Here is an 18068-nt window from a genome sequence, read left to right on the forward strand (position 1 = left end):
AAAAATCTAACAGATCTATAGTGAGTATAAGCTTTGCAGATCATAAATTAGAAAAATACATGACCCCTTCATCGATTCTTCTTTCCACTCTTCAACACATTATTGAACGTTATTTTGAACATTTTAATCCAACACTTGCACAATTACTTCCCTTAAATTTATCAAATTTAGCTCCAACACTATCTCAGCAATCAACTAAAAAGTCTTCACGAACATTTCTAGAACCTTTAGAAAAGAATTCTTCCGTTACAAAAGAAGCTTCTTGTGTATCTGTACCGCCGGCTAAAAAATCTAAGACTTCGCTATGGGAGCGAGTGCCTTTTCACCCTGATATGTCTAGAGAACAAATCTTAAAAGAAAAATACCCATCACTAGAAAGCATACGACTTAAACATTCTTTAATTCCTCCATGCACGATATTTGCAGATGAAGATAATGACGAAGAGATTTTATTTTTTAATCGACTAACTAAAATTCTTACTCAACAGCTTTTCCCAACACGTCTAACACTTGTACATTCTCGTACAAACATTTTTTCTAATAATAAAAGTCTTGTTTTAGGCCTAGCCCCTTTAAACGTGATCCGCTATAAAATTTCTAGCGCACAATATCATGAATCCCTCACACAAAATGACTGTACCTTTATTCCTCTTTATTCTTGTGTACAGTATGAGAAGGACGCACAGCTAAAGCGAGATCTATGGGCTATACTGAACCGTCAACCTTTCGCCTATACGCAGAAGTCATAGTAAATTCTAACATTAACAAAATGCTTGACTACGGTATTCCGGAGAACCTCGAATCTATCTCTAGAGGGACGGGAGTCATAGTGTCTCTTCGTGGAGCAAAGAAATTTGGTATAGTACATCACATCAAAGCAACAACATGTTGTAAACACGTGCTCCCTATTCTTGGAGTTATTAATTCAGGAATTAAGATCCCTAAGGATCTTCTTGAGTTACTATTTTGGATGAGTCAGTATTATTTTGCTCCTTTAGGGAAAACTTTACGACTCTTTCTTCCTGCAATTTCTTCTACAATTATCCAACCAAAACAGCAATATCGGGTCATTTTAAAGAAAAGTAAAGCCAAATCTCGAGAACTTATTCAACAACTACAAAAGGTTCACCCTTCACAAGCTGCTGTACTTAAGGTATTACTAAATAGTTCTTCTCCTCTAGGATTATCGGCTTTGATGGAACAAGCTGGAGTATCTCAATCTCCCATAAACTCCTTAGAAAAAATTGGAGCTCTAGAAGTCGTAGATGCTTCTACATTAGCCATACAAGAAAGGAATCTTTCTTTCTTTCTTCCTGAGAAGAAATCTCTTCATTCGGAACAACAAGTAGCCCTAGAGAAAATAAAAAAATCATTATCTCAATCTCAATTTTGTACACACCTACTGTTTGGTATAACAGGAAGTGGAAAAACAGAAGTTTACATCCAAGCAATTTATGAAGCACGAGCTCAAGGGAAAAGTGCTATTTTGCTAGTTCCTGAGATAGCCTTAACAATACAAACAGAAACTTTATTTAAAGCTCTTTTCAATAAAGAAGTCGGCATTCTTCATCATAAACTTAGTGATAGTGAAAAAAATAAAGTTTGGAGAGAAGCTGCAGAAGGGATAATTCAGATCATCATAGGACCTCGTTCAGCCCTTTTCTGTCCAGTACAAAACCTTGGATTAATCATTGTTGATGAAGAACATGATTCTTCTTATAAACAAAACGAAACTCCCCCTTGTTATCATGCTAGAGATGTGGCTGTAATGAGAGGGAAATTGTCTAATGCAACCATCATTCTTGGGAGTGCTACACCAAGCATAGAAAGTTATACCAATGCTTTATCAGGGAAATATAAGCTTTCAACACTATCTTCAAAAGCTATAGCAATACACCCTTCGAAAATTTCTCTTATAGATATGAATTTAGAGAAAGAACAAACTAAAACTAAAGTATTATTTTCTCGAGCAGCTTTAAAAAAAATTGAACAACGTCTAGCTTTAGGAGAACAAACCTTAATATTTTTTAATCGTCGAGGCTATCATACTAACGTTTCCTGTGTGTCATGTAAGCATACTTTAAAGTGTTCTCATTGTGACATGATTCTTACTTTTCATAAATATGCGAACGTTCTTCTTTGTCATCTTTGTAATTCTTCTCCTAAAGATTTACCTCATTCTTGTCCAAAATGTCGAGGAACTATGACACTACAATACCGAGGTTCCGGAACAGAAAAAATAGAAAGAGTATTACAGCAAGTATTTCCTCAAATCCGCACTATACGCATAGACTCAGACACAACAAAATTCAAAGGAAGTCATGAATTTTTATTAAAGCAGTTTGCTACAGGAAAGGCGGATGTTCTCATTGGTACACAAATGATCGCTAAAGGGATGCATTTTCCTGCAGTAACTCTTGCTATAGTTCTCAACGGAGATTCTGGATTATATATTCCTGATTTTCGGGCATCTGAACAAGTCTTTCAACTTATTACTCAAGTTGCTGGAAGATCTGGTCGAAGTTACCTTCCTGGAGAAATTCTTATTCAGACCTTTCTTCCGGAAAACAAGATTATTCGCTGTGCTATGAATCAAGATTTTTCAGCATTTTACCAACAGGAAATTTTAGGAAGGGAGTTATGTGATTATCCTCCTTTCATCCGCTTGATTCGCTGTATTTTTGTTGGAAAATGTCCTAAGCTTACATGGAAAGAAACTAAGCGCGTACATTCTCTTCTTGAAGAGAAACTAAAGGATACAGCCCATTTAATGCAGATATCCCCATGTGGACACTTTAAAATCAAAGACACCTTTCGTTATCAATTTTTAATAAAGAGCAAACAAATACTACCTGCAAATAAAAAGCTTCAGGAAGTATTAATTTCAGCAAAGCTCTCTCCAAAAGTGAAATTTATGGTCGACGTTGACCCTATAACAACTTTTTTCTAAATAAGGATCTAATACACTTATTAATAAGTCTATTTCTTCTATAGTATTAAATGAATGAAGATTCACCCGAATGAAAGGGTTTTCACTTCTAAAAGTTAGAATTCCTACTTGAATATTATGATCTTGCAAAGCAACAATAGCGGAATCAAATTGTGACTTATTTACATATATAGGCTGTACACAGCCTAAAGCACACTTTGGATAATTCTGCTGAAAATGCCGATGCAAAACTAAAAGTTGATGACGAGATTTCTCTCCTTCTGACGACAAAAAATCATAAGCAACATCGATAGCAACTAAAACACTAGGAGATAAACAAGTTGAGTATCGTAAAGGAGGAGAATTAAACATCAGATTTTCTTTTACTTCCTTAGAAGAAAGAATCGCAGCACCCATACATCCCAAGGCCTTTCCGAAAGTCACTAATATAGCGTAAAAATTTTCATATCCCAAGTTCTTGCATAATCCTCTCCCTTCTTTCCCAAACAAGCCTACAGCATGAGCTTCGTCAACAATAAGCTTAGCATCATACTTAAATGCTAAACCTAGAATTTCTTCAAGAGGTGCAAATGTTCCTTCAAAAGAGTATACAGAACAAATAAAAATGAAAATACGTCCACAAGAACTTTCTCGATAGTGCTGAAGAAGAGTTTCCAAGTGATTCAAGTCATTATGACGAAAAGATTGTTGAGTCCCTTTTGTTGCGCACAAGCCATATTTTACTGACATATGCACATATTCATCCCAAAGGAGGATATCGTCATCTTGGGAGACATGATAACAAAATCCAAGGTTTGCTATATACCCACTATTCACAATGAAAGCTTCTTGCACTCCATGATATGCTGCAATTTTGCTTTCTAAATTTTGCATAAGAGGAGAAGCTCCTACCATCAATCGAGATCCTCCCGCTCCCATCCTCATATTTAAAAATGAATAGGACATCTCGTAGTAACGACGACAAACTTCTTGGTTTAATAGAGTAGATCGTGAGAAGCCTAAAAAATCGTTAGAAACAAAATCGATACATTCTGTAATCAAAGTATTCATTGAATCTCTGAATACGCTTTATAAATTCAAATAGTTATCCAAATAATGAGATAGCTAAAGCCTTTAAAGATGCGTAGCTGGGTTTCCCTATACCTAATAGGGGGATTGTTTCAATTTGATGTATGAAAGAAACTTTCACTATATTACTAGTTTCTGCATTTTTTAAAACATCATTAACTTCATGAATATTTGTGGGAAAAGTCGTAAATAAACACAATTTTACTTTGTCTCCAGGAATCTCACAGACAGTTAAAGTTGTTGCTTGTTCTTGATTAAGAGCTCCGGGCAGGCCTTGACGTAAAATGCATTCCAAAGCTTCAAGGCTGACCATTTCCCCGCCGATTTTCACGAATCGACTTAATCTTCCTAAAAGAAATAAATCTCCCGAAACACCTATATATCCAAGATCTCCTGTAACATACCAACGTTCTCCTCCGAGAGAAATAAACCCCTGAGAAGGATCTTTCTGTAAATAACCAGAGAAAACAGAAGAACCACGAACAACAATCATGCCGGATTCTCCGGAGGAAACAGGAACATGGGTATCTTTAGAAACAATGACAACATCCATTCCCGTTATTTGAGAACCTACGCATGCCTGTACTTTAGGGCTTGCTTGTGTTGTAATTGTAATCACTGGAGAACATTCAGTAGCTCCATAGCCTTGATGTAAAACTATATGAGGGTATTGTGTTTTTACTTCTGCACGAAGGCTGTCTTTTAAAGAATCTCCACCAATAACAACTAATCTTAGGGAGCTTAAATTAGATTCCTGTTTTTTTGCTGTTTTTAAAATATAATCAAAAAATATTGGAGTAGCGCCAATAATAGAAACTTTTTTAGACTCTATGAGTTCTACTAATTTCTTGGGATTCAAAGGATTTGAAGCAAAAACAATGGGGATCCCAGTAAGCAAAGGACATAGACTACATGAATTAAATCCATAAGCATGAAAAGGAGGCAAAAAAGATAACATAACGTCTTTTTTATTAGGATCAAAAAACTTTATACATGCTTTTTGATTTTCTATGAGATTTTCATGCGTAAGAGGAACTCCTTTAGGGAATTGCTCAGCTCCTGATGTAAATAAAATTACTGCAACATCATATTTTCGAGATTTTTTTACACCAAAAACTTTCATCAACCAAGATGGAGAAAATTTAGAATACACACCTATGCGACATTTCTCCCACCAGGAAAATTGCTTTTTCAATTCTTCTATATAAATGAGCTCGAAAGGATATTCTAAAATACCATGTGCTTGGCTTAAATGTTCGATCAAACGAATAGAAGTCAGAACACGTTGAACCTCAGCGAGGTTTGCACATATACGAATTTCCCTTAAACCTTGACTCCAGTTAATCATTACAGGAATTTTTCTCGCTAAAAGAGTCGCAAAATAAGCAATATAGGCCCCGACAGAAGAGGGCATCATAATTCCTATATGTAGCTCAGGGTATTGGGAAATTTTAATAGCTAAAGCTACAACTGCTCGATGCATCTCTGTATAAGTAAGAGTTCCAAGATACTCATCAAAACAAACCGTATGAGATGTGAGTTGCGAACACAACATTAGAAAATTTTCTAAAACAGAATTTTCAGAGCGAAGTTGTAAATCGCGACTTTTATTAGGTGTATTCCATGAATTTTGCATACCCAACTATTCTCACATTATGTGTAGGGCACTTCTACGGGAAGAATCTCTTCTTCTTGATTAAACCAGGTAGAGAGAAAACTATTTAGATCCTGTCTCTTAGGAAATTGCTTAAGAGTTTGACTATCAAATTGACTTATAGTAACTTTCACTAGCCTCTTAGGCATAAAAAAAAATGCCCGTCGCAACAGAAAAAAGAAACACTTCTTACAAACGCGCCCTAATTTCGGTGTTGAATTTTGTTTATATCGAGAAAATGCGCTCCCCCAAAGACCAGACACTCTTATTAAATAAACATTGTACTCCTTAGCTCTATGCAATAACACATGTGCAGAATGCTGATTAGCAATTTCTTCTTTACCATTTCTTGACAATCTTCCCGAAGGATAAAGTAAAAAACTCTCACCCTGATCTAGACCAGCGGCTACATAATCATAGAGTTTATTTATATGCTCTAGAGTTTCTTTTTTAGATTTTCCAGGAATGAACGAAGGTATAGGTATTGCCCGCACAGAATTCAAAAACCACCGAACTACAGGATCATGAAACAAATAATCTGCGGCAATAGGACGAAGATAGCATTTAGGCCAAAGAAGGTATTCTAATATGATCGGATCAATTTCTGCGACATGATTGGATAAAAACAAATTACCTTTTTTACCATCTAGCTTCAAAGAACTTATACCATCAACTTGAAGTTTGTAGCGGAGTTTTAAAATCACGCCAATAACAAACTCGTACAAACGTTCATAAATAGCTCGCCAAACTTTTCGTACCATCGCCGAAATTTCCTTAGGAGACACTCACTACAAGTTTAACATAATCTCAATATTTGGTAGCATCCTTATGTTACCTAGGGAATCTCATGTGGTCTAATTTGCCAGACTACCAGTCTGTTGCGGAAAATATAGTTACAAAAATTGCCACTCAACTCATTAATTACCAAAAAAAAAATCATTTAATTCTCTGTTGGGAAAAATCGGATCTTTCTTTTGTAACTCCAGCAGATTATGGTGTTCAATACTATCTTCAAAAACAGCTTTATCAAGCTTTTCCTCATATACCTTTTGTTGGCGAAGAAGTTCTTCTTCCTAAGAAAGACTATAAAAAAATTCCTGAAATTTTAAAATTTGTTCATAAATTAGATCCTTGTGCAACAGAAGCAGACTTGCTTTATACTTTTACAACACCTCAACCTGCATCTTCTCTATTTTGGCTTGCAGACCCTATTGATGGTACTGCAGGTTTTATTCGAAAACGTTTTTTTGCCTTAGCTTTGACACTAATTTATGAAAATTTTCCAGTTCTATCAGTCCTAGCCTGTCCAACTTCAAATCAGACTTTTAAAATTTATTCTGCAGCAAAAAATTATGGTTTATCTATTTTTGGGCCAGAAATTCCTGAGAGAAAAACAATTTATTGTAAGAAAAAAAGGACTGATCGTTATTGTGAAGCGTCTCTAGCAGCGTGTAACCAACAACATCATGCAACACGCTTATTAGGTTTAGATCTTCCTGGCCGTCCCCGACCTTATCGAGTAGAAAGTCAATACAAATATGCTTTAGTAGCAGAAGGTTTTGTAGATTTTTTCATTCGCTATCCCTTTATTTCTACTAGAGCAAGAACTTGGGATCATGCTCCCGGGGCATTTCTTGTTGAAGAAGCCGGAGGAGTAGTTACAGATTTGTTAGGGGCTCCCCTAGATTATAGTCGTCAGGACTTCTTCTTAGATAATCACCCGATTATACTCGCTTCAGGGAACCAAGAAATTCATGAAACAACCTTACAAGCCTTACACAGCCGTCTTAATACTTCACTTTCGACGGCTTCTTCAGCATCATGAGGAAGAGAGAGCAGCAAGCCTTTCTTCTACAAACAAGTCTGACAAAGTTACAGTATCACTATTAGAAATATCACTTTGATCATAAAGTTCTCTAAGAGTACAAGGAAGTTTTTCTACACGAGATAGAACTTTTTTAGGATTGTAAGACTCTTCTAAAGCTGTAACAACATTTAGCAGTCCTCCAGCATTTATTAAATAATCTGGAGCATAAACAATACCTCGTTCATGAAGAGAAGCTCCTATAGAAGCATCTTCTAATATATTGTTGGCTGCACCGACTATAGCCTTGCACCGTAAATTAGCAATATTATCTTTACGAATAACATTACCTCGAGCACATGGAGATAGGATATCACACTCGAAAGAAACAAAATCACTTTCTGAAATAGGGATAGCTCCATAAAGCTTCTCTGCATAATTAACAGCTGCTTCTTCAATATCTGAAACGTAAATTTCAGCACCCGCAAAGAATAGAGAATGTAGTAACAGTTTTCCTACTGATCCGATTCCTTGAATTGCAACTTTCTTATATCTTAGAGATGGAGAACCCCATAACTTCTGAGCAGTTTCTTGCATACATAAAAACACTCCGTGCGCTGTATAAATAGAGGGATTGCCACTAATAGAGTCAAGACCACAAACATAAGGAGTTTCCTCTGCTACAATCGCAATGTCACGTACTGAAACACCAAGATCTTCAGCACAAATATATTTCCCTTTCAAAGAATCTACAGCCTGTCCAAAAGCTCTAAGCATATCCTCGGATAATCGAGGTGCATGCGGAGGAAGAAGGATAACACTCTTTCCTCCCCCGGTACCGGCTCCACAAATTATACTCTTATAAGACATTCCTTTAGATAAGCGCAAAGCATCAGTCAAAGCTTCATCAAACGAACCATACACAGATGCTCTAGTTCCTCCTAAAGCAGGGCCTACAATAGTTTGGTGGATAGCAATGATTGCGTGCAGTCCTACATCATCACATGTAATTTCAATTACACGCTCATAATTGGCTAATTTTATATCTTTGAATACTAGAGGATACTTCATAACTCGAAATGTATTTATAAAAACAAAGCATTCTATAAAAATAATTAAAAGTCAATTATAGTAGGCATGTTCTTCTCATAAAATTGCACTCATGATAATCTATAGGGTTTAAAAACTCGAATAAGAATTCTTAAATCAAAAGAGCGACTTATATGTCTAAACTTCCCACAAATGTTGCCCATCCTTGGCATGGCCCTACATTAACTTACAATGATTATGAATCTTTATGTTGCTATATAGAGATTACTCCTCAAGATTCTGTAAAATTTGAATTAGACAAAATTACTGGACTTTTAAAAGTAGATAGACCTCAAAAATTTTCTAATTTTTGTCCTTGTCTTTACGGTTTATTACCGCAAACATACTGTGGGGAAGCTTCAGGAAAATATAGTGGTGAGCAAACTCTAAGAGAGAATATTCAAGGGGATAAAGATCCTTTAGACGTCTGTGTGCTTACAGAGAAAAATATAACTCATGGAAATATCCTATTACAAGCACGTCCTATCGGAGGATTACGCATTATTGACTCTGGCGAAGCAGACGATAAAATTATCGCAGTTTTAGAAGATGATTTAGTTTTTGCAGGAATAGATGATGTTTCTGATTGTCCTGGTACTGTTTTAGATATGATTCAGCACTACTTTTTAACTTACAAAGCAACTCCAGAAAACCTCATGCAAGGACAAGCTGCGAAAATAGAAATTGTGGGAATCTATGGGAAAAAAGAAGCTCAAAAGGTCATTCATTTAGCTCATGAAGACTATCTAGCATATATTAACAATGAGGCTACAGCAATCAAATAATACTTAATAAAGGAGAGATTTTTTCTCTCCTCTTTTAAGAAGAAAATAGATAGTTGTGAACAAACTTATCAGCTTCTACTATCAATCCTCGCAATTCAGGGAAATTAACTAAACGTAATCCCTCTTGAAAAGATATCCAACGATGCTCACAAGTCTCTGAGGGATCTGCGTGAACATCCCCACGGACTTCTGCTAAGAAATAAGAAACTTCTTTTCTAATAAGCATCTGATTTTCATCTGTAAAAGAATATTGTTCGACCAGAATTTTTGGAAAAAAATTAACAACTCCTAAACCAGTTTCTTCGACAAGCTCTCTTTCTGCAGTTTCTTGGGGTCCTTCTTTGTCTTCAGGATGACCTTTAGGGAATCCCCAATGCCTACCTTTTGTATGGCAAATAAAACAAATTTTTAATGTGCTTTTATCTGGAGTTCCAAAAAACTTTATTGGAATAATACCAAAAGAGTATTCATGTTGTGCCTTCATCATAATTAGGGTATATACCTCGAGAATAATATCGTTGAATTATGTCCACCGAAACCAAAAGAGTTCGACATAGCCACGTCAATATCCCAATCTTGAGCTTTATTTGCAACTACATCGAAATCCTCGACTTCAGTAATAGGATTTTCTAAATTAATTGTTGGGTGAACTTTACCTGTGAGAATTGCCTGTATGGTTGCGATAGCTTCTACACCACCAGCAGCCCCCAAGCAATGACCTATTAAAGATTTTGTAGAGTTCATACGAAGATTTTTAACATGACTACCGAAAGCTTTTTTCAATGCTAAAACTTCAGAAATATCTCCTAAAGGAGTAGAGGTTCCATGAGCATTAATATAATTAACCCGCTCCTTAGGGATATCAGAAGCAAGCAAAGCACCTAACACACATGCTGTTATTCCTTCACCATCGTCTCTAGGAGCTGTGATATGAAAAGCATCACAAGTTGTATAACATCCCAAAATCTCAGCAAAAATTGGAGCATCACGGCGCAAAGCATTATCTAAGGTCTCTAAAACAAGAACACCTGCACCTTCGCCCATAACGAAGCCATCACGATCTCGATCCCAAGGTCTAGAAGCTTTTTCTGGAGCATCATTTCTTTCTGACAAAGCACGATTTGCTATAAAACCTTCTAAACCAATGCGATTTACAGCGGCTTCTGTACCACCACATACTATCATATCGGCCCGACCTGAAACTAAATGTTGGTAAGCAGAATCAATACAATAATTGGAGGTTGCACATGCAGTAGATATTGAGAAGTTCGGTCCCATCAAACCAAAATCCATAGCAATTAAGGCTGGGGCCATATTTGTAATAATGTAGGGAATAAAAAAAGGAGAGACTTTTTTCTTTCCTATCAAAATTTTTTCCATTCCCTCATTGAGAGTTGCCAATCCTCCCATTCCTGAGCCAATAATAGCACCACAACGCAACGGATCTGCTGGAAGATGATCTTTATCCCAACGGGACATTGCTATAGCTTTTTTTGCAGCAACCATAGCATATGTAATGAAAGGATCTACACGACGAGCTTGTTTTTTATCTAAGTATGGTTCTGGATTAAACTCAGGGACCCATCCAGCAAATCGCGTGGCGTAGTTTTCGCAAGGAAAAGAAGAAATCGTTTTAACACCACTAATACCTGCAAGCAAATTATCATAAAAGGTGTCTACTTCGTAGCCTAAACAGGACACTACACCCAAGCCTGTAACAACCACACGTTTTCTACTCATATATAGCTCTCCACTCCATTAAGAAGTCAGAAATTTAATGCAATATTGGAACCATCTTTCCAAAGCTCTTCTAAACGATATCGTTCTCGAATTGCTGAGATGAACAAATGTATAACGATATATCCATAATCTATAACTATCCAGTCACCATGATTCATACCCTCTACATGAGGGAGTAGATTTTGCTTTTTTAAAACGTGAATGACTTCATTAGCTAAAGCTTTAACATGAATGCAAACATTTCCCTCAGCAAATACAAAATAATTTGTAAAATCTGAAATATTACTTACATCCAAGACAATAAGGTTATTACCTTTTTTTTGATTTATAACTTTAGCTATAGTTTTCAATAAATTAATATAAAACAACTCCATAAAGGTCTGCTCGAGAATACCTGATTCTCTAAGATAAGGTCGAGCTTTTTTAATTACTTTAGATGATATTCCAATAACACTTTTTAGCTATTTTTTTTAAACGACCTCGAGGACGCACAACGGTTTTTTCTTCCCCTAATAGGAGGAAAGGCAGGTCTAGTATATGATCCGAAAAGGTATGACTTCGAGCTTGACATATTTTTTTTAGATAACTAAGGATTTGCGCTTTCTTCTCCCCAGTCAAACATTTTTTATATACGACTTGCTCAGCTGATTCAGTTTGATAATATGAGGCATACCACAAATGTACTCCCAATCGTTCTGCTATAGGACCCACGATGAAATCCGGAGAAGAAGAGAATAAAACAACTTGGCCAAAAGGATCCTTAAAAGCTTCTTCCAATCTCTCTATAGTTGGAGCATAAAAATCATTATTTTTTAAAGTTGCGACAAAATCTCTAGCATAACTAAAAAGACTTTCCTGAGGGGTATTCAAAAGTAAACGATTTACTATTCGAGTGTAAAAGGAGGACAGGTCAAAAAAAAACTTAAATCCCAAAAATCGTAATATACAACCAGGAATACTCTTATAGGGAAATAGTTGACGCAACAAAGCGTAACGGTAGAACTTCCAACTACTATTCCCCCGAAGAAGAGTTTTATCTAAATCAAAAGCATATATGCAACGTCTAGTCATAAAATTTGCTGGATTTGCTTTTTTAAACTTAAGATACTTTGATCTAGCTCTTCTAAAGATCGCTTATCCTCTTCAACAAGAGAACTATATTGCATAGCGCGATTAAAATCGAGCCCTGAAGATCCTAATAGTTTCTTATCTTGCTCTAACTTATTTTTCAGCTCTTTACGACGTATTTGCCTTTGAGATAAAACCTGACGCATATTTTCAATATTTGCTCTAGAATCAGATAACAGCTGATTTTCAAAAAATCGAGTAATAATTTGAAGAGCTTGATTTAATTGGTTGTCTAAAGAAATTTTTTCGAAATTAGACAAAAAAGTCATCTTAGTAAGAGATTCTTTTAACTCCTTCCAAGACTCTTTAGAAGATGGTGTTATGTTTCCAGCATCACAAGTTTGAACGAACTCAGCAATACGAGAAGATAAGGAATCAATAGCTTTTTGCTTTACTTGACGATCTTTTATCAATCGTTCTTGACAAGTTTTCTCAATAATTTCCTGCTTCGCATGTAGACGATCATATAAAATATGAAGTTCACTTTTTAAAGTGACAACGTCTTCATGAACAAAGTCTAACGCACGAATACGTTTAGCAATGCTTTCTAAATTCTTTTGGATCTTAGTAAGATCTTCTTCTGCATCCAATTGCATAGAAGCAGCATCCAAAAGAGACCGTACTTCTTTTGTATTTTCTATAGAGGCAAGACGTATTTTTCCTTGTTCTTGACGAATCTCTTTTTCTAAACCCTTTAACTGATCCCAGCACTGACCAAGCTTTAAACGTGTGTCAGAAAAAACATTAGAGGTAACAAAAAGTTTTTTAGCAACACTCTGTAAATTTTTTATCTCTCTTCTTAAAAAAAAAACAGATCGCTTCAAAACATTTTTATCAGCTTTAGAAAAATATCTCGCAACAAAAGAGTCGACATCTTCCGAAAAAACCTGACTTACTTTTTCTATAAGCTCTTTACGCAAAGGGAAAACATGATTGCCCAAAACAGATAAGCGTTGAAAAAATTCACTTTTCAACTTCATCCGCATTCCAACATTCATTAGTTCTTTTCGAAGAGCTATGATTTTTGTAGAAAAGCTACTTAACCACAATAAAGAGGCGTGCTGAGTTTTATAAAATTCATGGTGTTTTTCTAAAGTTGAAGTTTCCAAAAAAATTGGATCAATTTCTTCACTATCAATATTCTGTAAAACAGAATTTATATCTTTTTCTAAACAAGATATAGCCAGTTCAATTTGATCTATAACGAATGAATCGCCTTCTTCATGAAAAGCTTTGATGCGCCTACCCTCTTTTGTCAATTCTATATACCGACGCCATGCGTTCGCTCTTTTCGAAAGATCTTGCTCTTGTTGAAATAAAGGTAAACTATGTTTACGTATAGCCCAAAAAAGCTTTAAATTAATTCCTGAAGACTCACTTAAAGCTATTTCCATCCGATTAAGACTAAAAGTCATTTGCTCTTCCAAGGTAGAAAGTTTTGCAAATTCATTAGTAAAAATTGCAAAAGAATTATCAACGTCTCTGACTTCTTTGCTTTCTAAAGAACATCTTTTGTCACAAATCTCTGTCACAGAACTCGATTCCGTTTGGGAAGATATAAAGCTGTTGTCTGTGGTATCCATAAAACAACTTAGGCTAGAACTTGAAAAGAAAATATGTAGGAACTAAAGTGTGCTTTTCTAAACCTTTATCGTCAATTGTTTTATGAACTCCACTAGACTAACTTCTAAGGAAGGACTTGAAATGCTAGTTTCTATGCCGCTGGAAGAGCTTAAACTTTTGGCAAATCATCTCAGAAAACAGCGTTATCCTGCGGATGAAATCACTTACGTGTTGGATGCCAATCCAAATTATACAAATATTTGTAAAATGGATTGTACGTTCTGTGCATTCTATAGAAAGCCACGCTCTCCTGATGCGTATCTTTTTACTTTAGACGACTTTCGCCAATTATTACAGCGTTATACAAAATTAGGAATTAGAACTGTATTGTTACAAGGGGGCGTTCATCCAACTATTGGCATAGATTATCTTGAAACATTAGTACGTATTAGCGTTCAAGAATTCCCTTCCATACATCCTCATTTCTTCTCTGCAGTAGAGATAAATCATGCTGCTCAAGTCTCCAAAATTTCTGAAGAAGAAGCTCTATCTCGATTATGGGAAGCTGGCTTAAGAACTATTCCAGGGGGCGGTGCAGAAATCCTTTCAGAACGAGTTAGAAAAATTATTTCTCCAAAAAAAATGGAGCCTGGAGGTTGGCTTAGATTCCATAAGCTAAGTCATAAATTAGGTTTTCATACAACTGCCACTATGATGTTTGGTCATATAGAGACTCCTGAGGATATTCTTACCCATTTGGAATCGTTACGTAACGCCCAAGATGAACGATCTGGTTTTTATAGTTTTATTCCTTGGAGCTATAAGCCTCAAAATACAGCTTTAGGTCGAAAAATTTCTTTTAGAAACACGGAGGAACTATACTATCGAATATTGGCAGTTTCTCGAATTTTTTTAGATAATTTTGATCATATAGCGGCTTCATGGTTTGGAGAAGGGAAAGAAGTTGGAAAGCGAGCTTTGCATTATGGAGCCGATGATTTTGGAGGAACTATCTTAGATGAAAGTGTACACAGATGCACAGGATGGTCATTACAGAGCACAGAAGATGAGATACAACAACTCATTCGTAGTGCGGGTTTTACTCCTGTAGAACGCGATTCTTTTTATCAACACATCAAAAAAACAACAACTCACCCATAAAGTCGATAATCTTCGGCTATTTTTTGAGCAATGACAACAGCCGACAAACCTATTGTTGGAAGCTCTCGAAAAATACTATAACGCTTAAACCAAGTTCGCTGTTTTTTCGTATAACGCCAACTATTAGAGATAAATTTTTTTTTTGTCTCTTCATATAATTCTTCTGATTCCCCATGATCTATAAAATCTATCCATTCACGATAGCCTATGGCTTTTGCGGCAGAGGGATTTTGTCTTATGCCTTGATTTAATAAATTCCGAACTTCTTCTATCAATCCATTTTGTAACATTTTCTCACAACGAATCGAAAGATTTTGCTTCAAAAGTTCCTTTTGAGGAGAAAGAAACCATGCCCTACAGGGATATTCTGGAGAAAAAGAACCTCCTGTATTCCACGAATGATCACTTACCCGCTTTCCTGTAAGATGAATTATCTCCAAACCACGAATTATCTTATTTTTGTCATGCTTTGTGATAGTTTGAGCATATTGAGGATCTAACGATGAAAGCTCTTCATAAAGAGAAGATATCCCAAATTGCTTGACACGAGATTCTAAAATACAGCGAAAATAAGCGTCTCCAGAAGGCCCTGTTGGTGGACCAGTTAGAAAAGCGTGGAAATAAAAACCTGTTCCCCCAACAAGAATTGGCACTTTATTTCTTGATAAAATGTTTTGACAAGCTTGCACCGCCTCATAATAGAAATCAACAACGCTGAATAACTCTTGTACATGACAAACATCTATTAAGTAGTGAGGAATAACACCTTGAGCTTCCCGAGAAACTTTTGCAGTACCAATATCCATGCCTCGGTAAACTTGTTTGGAATCTACAGAAATAATCTCTCCATCAATCATGGAGGCAAGCTGTAAAGAAACTTCTGTTTTCCCAGACCCTGTAGGTCCAGCAAGTAAAATCACAGTACGTTTAAAGAGTTTCACAAACTGCTCTTGAAGTTCAAGACATACGTCGTATCCTATTGGTGGCGAAGCAGTAAGGGAGTGAGAACCTGGAGATAACATACCAAAACTAAAACTTACTGAAGCATTCCTGTTCTGAATGGCATAAAGACAAAAGTTGATCTACTCCAGCAATACGAAGAACTTCTGCGACTTGATCTTGAACACAACATATACATAGCCGCCCATCTAAGCCTTGTAACAACTTAAATAATGACAATATAAGACGAATTCCTGCACTACTTATATAATTTATTTCTTGCATATTTAAAACAATTTTACATCTACTCTGAGAAATTTGTAGTTTTAAAAAATCCTCAATTTTCGGTACAGCAACAGCATCGAAAACTCCTCGAAGAACAACTACTACAATGTCTCCATATTCCTTTATTGACAAATCCATAAGGAGTACCTCCCTACCCAACAGTATCTCGCAAATATTAGGCATATTATTTACGATAAAGATAAAAAACAACGTACTCGCATGGTTAACAGTTTTTTTAAAAAAATTTTTTCTCCAGGGCCTAAGTTTTCTGTTTTTTCTTCTTTTATCATCATTGCTTTAAGTAGTTTGATTTGCGTTCCGACACTTTGCTGGTTGTTTTTTCCCGAAAATATTTTTACATCTAAAATATGTGATGTTCCTATAAAGAATTTATTTTTAAAGTCTGCAAGTTTGCACAAGCTACCAGGAATTGTCTTTTCAGAACTTCTAGAGCTTTCTGCAAATGATCCAACATTTTTAAAACATTTTTCAGTTAAACATGCTGAAAAAACTTTACGTGAGATAGGCATTTTTTCCTCTATTGTCATAAACAAAGTTCCCGACAACAAAGGTATTGCCATCTTCTATTCTTTAAAAACTCCAGTAGCTTTTGTCGCAAATCAATCTAACATGCTTTTTGATCTGAAGGGATCTTGCTTTCCTTGTACCCCTTTTTTCCCACCTCTCAATCTTCCTTCAGTTTTTTTCTCAGAAAAAGACCTTGCTACTCTTGAATTACCAAAAATCAAAACAGCTCTTATTATGGAGCTAATTGAAGAGCTTTCTTTCTCAAATTTAAAAACTATAGATTTAACAGCTTACGATAATTTTCCTGGTGAAATTGTAGTTTCTCTATCTTCTGGGGATATTTTAAGACTTCCTGGAGAAGCTTTTTTATCTGCTTTACAACTATATAAAATTGTTCGAACCGATCCTTCTCTAATCGATTTAAATAGTCACTACATTTATGATTTGAGATTTCCTAATACTTTATTTTTAAAGAAGCTATGACACCGATTATTATTGTTTCACAATTTCCCTCTGAAAAAGAAGGTCATGAACTAGCGACAGCTCTTATAACAGAGCATATAGCAGCCTGTGTACACATTTTACCAAAAGGATGTTCCATCTATCTATGGGAAGGAAAACTAACCTCTCATGAAGAATATCAAATACAAATCAAAACTATTCGTGCACATATCTCCAAAGTGTCTATGAAAATTAAAGAATTTTGTTCTTATACGTGTCCGGAAATACTTCTAATTCCTTTGGAAGAAGAAAATTCAGGTTATACAAAATGGCTCATAGATCAATGTACTAATAAGCCTTTTAGGCATGAATAAACATTGACTTTTTCACCTAATAGACTATACTCCCTCTAGGAACTTGAGAAAATACAATCGTTGTGTATTTCCAATTCTACATCTCATTTTTATTTGGATTTTATGGAAGAGTTTGTAGCATATATTGTTAAAAATTTAGTTGCCGATCCTGAAGCTGTTGAAATTACTTCTATTGAAGATAAAGATAACGATTCTATTAAATTAGAAATTCGCGTGGCTCCTCAAGATATTGGGAAAATTATAGGAAGAAGAGGTAACACTATACATGCTTTAAGAACTATTCTCAGGCGTGTATGTTCAAGATTAAGAAAAAAAGTTCAAATTGATTTAATCCAACCAGAAAATGGGGAAAAAACCATGCATGAAAATAACTATGATGAATCCGAAGTAGATTTTCTTGATCAACAAGAAGATCATAATTCTCAATGTGAACTAAGTAGCTCATGTAGTAGTAATGAAGAGATAAACTTAGAAGAAGCGTTGTCAGAGTTAGAAGAAGAACAGTCAGAGGTTCAATGCAGTTGTACCTGCAGTCATAATCACTAAGATTTTTTCACAA

General features: G+C 35.6%; 19 protein-coding genes. 8 read left to right on the forward strand and 11 right to left on the reverse strand.

Annotated elements, in window-relative coordinates; all coding sequences use genetic code 11:
- Window positions 1–59: 59 nt before the first annotated feature.
- Window positions 60–749 carry a hypothetical protein gene (locus tag JMS40_RS00500; RefSeq protein WP_201456331.1) on the forward strand — a complete coding sequence of 230 codons (690 nt, stop codon included), beginning with the start codon at window positions 60–62 and terminating at the stop codon, window positions 747–749.
- The gene (gene priA / locus JMS40_RS00505) at window positions 701–2950 is read left to right on the forward strand and encodes a primosomal protein N' (RefSeq protein WP_201456332.1); all 2250 of its coding nucleotides are present in this window, start codon (window positions 701–703) and stop codon (window positions 2948–2950) included. Before JMS40_RS00500 ends, priA begins: the two co-directional genes overlap by 49 nt.
- Here the strand turns inward: priA and JMS40_RS00510 are convergent.
- Genes JMS40_RS00510 through JMS40_RS00520 form a run of 3 tightly spaced genes read right to left on the reverse strand, consistent with a single transcriptional unit; the run spans window position 2885 to window position 6433 of the window.
- Window positions 2885–4000 carry an aminotransferase class I/II-fold pyridoxal phosphate-dependent enzyme gene (locus JMS40_RS00510; protein WP_201456333.1) on the reverse strand — a complete coding sequence of 372 codons (1116 nt, stop codon included), beginning with the start codon at window positions 3998–4000 and terminating at the stop codon, window positions 2885–2887. The two genes, priA and JMS40_RS00510, sit on opposite strands and share 66 nt — an antisense overlap.
- A gap of 34 nt (window positions 4001–4034) precedes the next feature.
- A complete protein-coding gene (locus JMS40_RS00515; protein WP_201456334.1) occupies window positions 4035–5654 on the reverse strand; it encodes an AMP-binding protein in 1620 nt (539 codons plus the stop codon).
- A 17-nt stretch (window positions 5655–5671) separates the two neighbouring features.
- Window positions 5672–6433, reverse strand: coding sequence for a lysophospholipid acyltransferase family protein (locus tag JMS40_RS00520; RefSeq protein WP_201456335.1), 762 nt, complete (start codon window positions 6431–6433; stop codon window positions 5672–5674).
- 86 nt (window positions 6434–6519) lie between these two features.
- On the opposite strand from JMS40_RS00520, the gene JMS40_RS00525 reads away from it, so the two are divergent.
- Window positions 6520–7497, forward strand: coding sequence for an inositol monophosphatase family protein (locus JMS40_RS00525; protein ID WP_201456336.1), 978 nt, complete (start codon window positions 6520–6522; stop codon window positions 7495–7497).
- Here JMS40_RS00525 and JMS40_RS00530 read toward each other — a convergent pair.
- On the reverse strand, window positions 7492–8547 hold the full coding sequence (locus JMS40_RS00530; RefSeq protein WP_201456337.1) for a Glu/Leu/Phe/Val dehydrogenase: 1056 nt from the start codon (window positions 8545–8547) through the stop codon (window positions 7492–7494). The two genes, JMS40_RS00525 and JMS40_RS00530, sit on opposite strands and share 6 nt — an antisense overlap.
- A 152-nt stretch (window positions 8548–8699) precedes the next feature.
- On the opposite strand from JMS40_RS00530, the gene JMS40_RS00535 reads away from it, so the two are divergent.
- On the forward strand, window positions 8700–9350 hold the full coding sequence (locus JMS40_RS00535) for an inorganic pyrophosphatase (RefSeq protein ID WP_201456338.1): 651 nt from the start codon (window positions 8700–8702) through the stop codon (window positions 9348–9350).
- Window positions 9351–9384: 34 nt separating this feature from the next.
- Here JMS40_RS00535 and JMS40_RS00540 read toward each other — a convergent pair whose 3' ends face one another.
- Genes JMS40_RS00540 through JMS40_RS00560 form a run of 5 tightly spaced genes read right to left on the reverse strand, consistent with a single transcriptional unit; the run spans window position 9385 to window position 13801 of the window.
- Entirely contained in the window at window positions 9385–9837 is a 453-nt protein-coding gene (locus JMS40_RS00540; protein ID WP_201456339.1) for a bis(5'-nucleosyl)-tetraphosphatase, read from the reverse strand.
- 2 nt (window positions 9838–9839) lie between these two features.
- Complete coding sequence (gene fabF / locus JMS40_RS00545) at window positions 9840–11090, reverse strand: beta-ketoacyl-ACP synthase II (RefSeq protein WP_201456340.1); 1251 nt, start codon at window positions 11088–11090, stop codon at window positions 9840–9842.
- Window positions 11091–11116: 26 nt separating this feature from the next.
- Complete coding sequence (gene rsfS, locus JMS40_RS00550; protein ID WP_201456341.1) at window positions 11117–11464, reverse strand: ribosome silencing factor; 348 nt, start codon at window positions 11462–11464, stop codon at window positions 11117–11119.
- 58 nt (window positions 11465–11522) lie between these two features.
- Window positions 11523–12161: a haloacid dehalogenase-like hydrolase gene (locus JMS40_RS00555; protein WP_201456342.1), complete on the reverse strand. Its 639-nt coding sequence runs from the start codon at window positions 12159–12161 to the stop codon at window positions 11523–11525.
- On the reverse strand, window positions 12158–13801 hold the full coding sequence (locus JMS40_RS00560) for a hypothetical protein (RefSeq protein ID WP_201456343.1): 1644 nt from the start codon (window positions 13799–13801) through the stop codon (window positions 12158–12160). The genes JMS40_RS00555 and JMS40_RS00560 overlap by 4 nt, the downstream gene beginning before the upstream one ends.
- 82 nt (window positions 13802–13883) lie before the next feature.
- Here JMS40_RS00560 and mqnC point away from each other — a divergent pair, with 82 nt between their 5' ends.
- Window positions 13884–14942, forward strand: coding sequence for a cyclic dehypoxanthinyl futalosine synthase (mqnC, locus tag JMS40_RS00565; RefSeq protein ID WP_201456344.1), 1059 nt, complete (start codon window positions 13884–13886; stop codon window positions 14940–14942).
- Here mqnC and miaA read toward each other — a convergent pair.
- Together miaA and JMS40_RS00575 are read right to left on the reverse strand one after the other, a co-directional pair.
- Complete coding sequence (miaA, locus tag JMS40_RS00570; protein WP_201456345.1) at window positions 14933–15964, reverse strand: tRNA (adenosine(37)-N6)-dimethylallyltransferase MiaA; 1032 nt, start codon at window positions 15962–15964, stop codon at window positions 14933–14935. The two genes, mqnC and miaA, sit on opposite strands and share 10 nt — an antisense overlap.
- Window positions 15965–15971: 7 nt before the next feature.
- Window positions 15972–16304, reverse strand: a complete 333-nt coding sequence (locus JMS40_RS00575) for an STAS domain-containing protein (protein WP_201456346.1) — start codon at window positions 16302–16304, stop codon at window positions 15972–15974.
- Window positions 16305–16385: 81 nt separating this feature from the next.
- On the opposite strand from JMS40_RS00575, the gene JMS40_RS00580 reads away from it, so the two are divergent.
- From JMS40_RS00580 to JMS40_RS00590, 3 genes are all read left to right on the forward strand, one after another.
- A complete protein-coding gene (locus JMS40_RS00580) occupies window positions 16386–17177 on the forward strand; it encodes a hypothetical protein (protein WP_201456347.1) in 792 nt (263 codons plus the stop codon).
- Window positions 17174–17509: a divalent-cation tolerance protein CutA gene (cutA, locus tag JMS40_RS00585; protein WP_201456348.1), complete on the forward strand. Its 336-nt coding sequence runs from the start codon at window positions 17174–17176 to the stop codon at window positions 17507–17509. Before JMS40_RS00580 ends, cutA begins: the two co-directional genes overlap by 4 nt.
- A gap of 102 nt (window positions 17510–17611) precedes the next feature.
- Entirely contained in the window at window positions 17612–18055 is a 444-nt protein-coding gene (locus tag JMS40_RS00590; RefSeq protein ID WP_201456349.1) for a KH domain-containing protein, read from the forward strand.
- The last annotated feature ends 13 nt before the right edge of the window (window positions 18056–18068 follow it).

It is taken from the genome of Chlamydia sp. 17-3921 (assembly GCF_902705545.1).
Classification (GTDB): Bacteria; Chlamydiota; Chlamydiia; order Chlamydiales; family Chlamydiaceae; genus Chlamydia.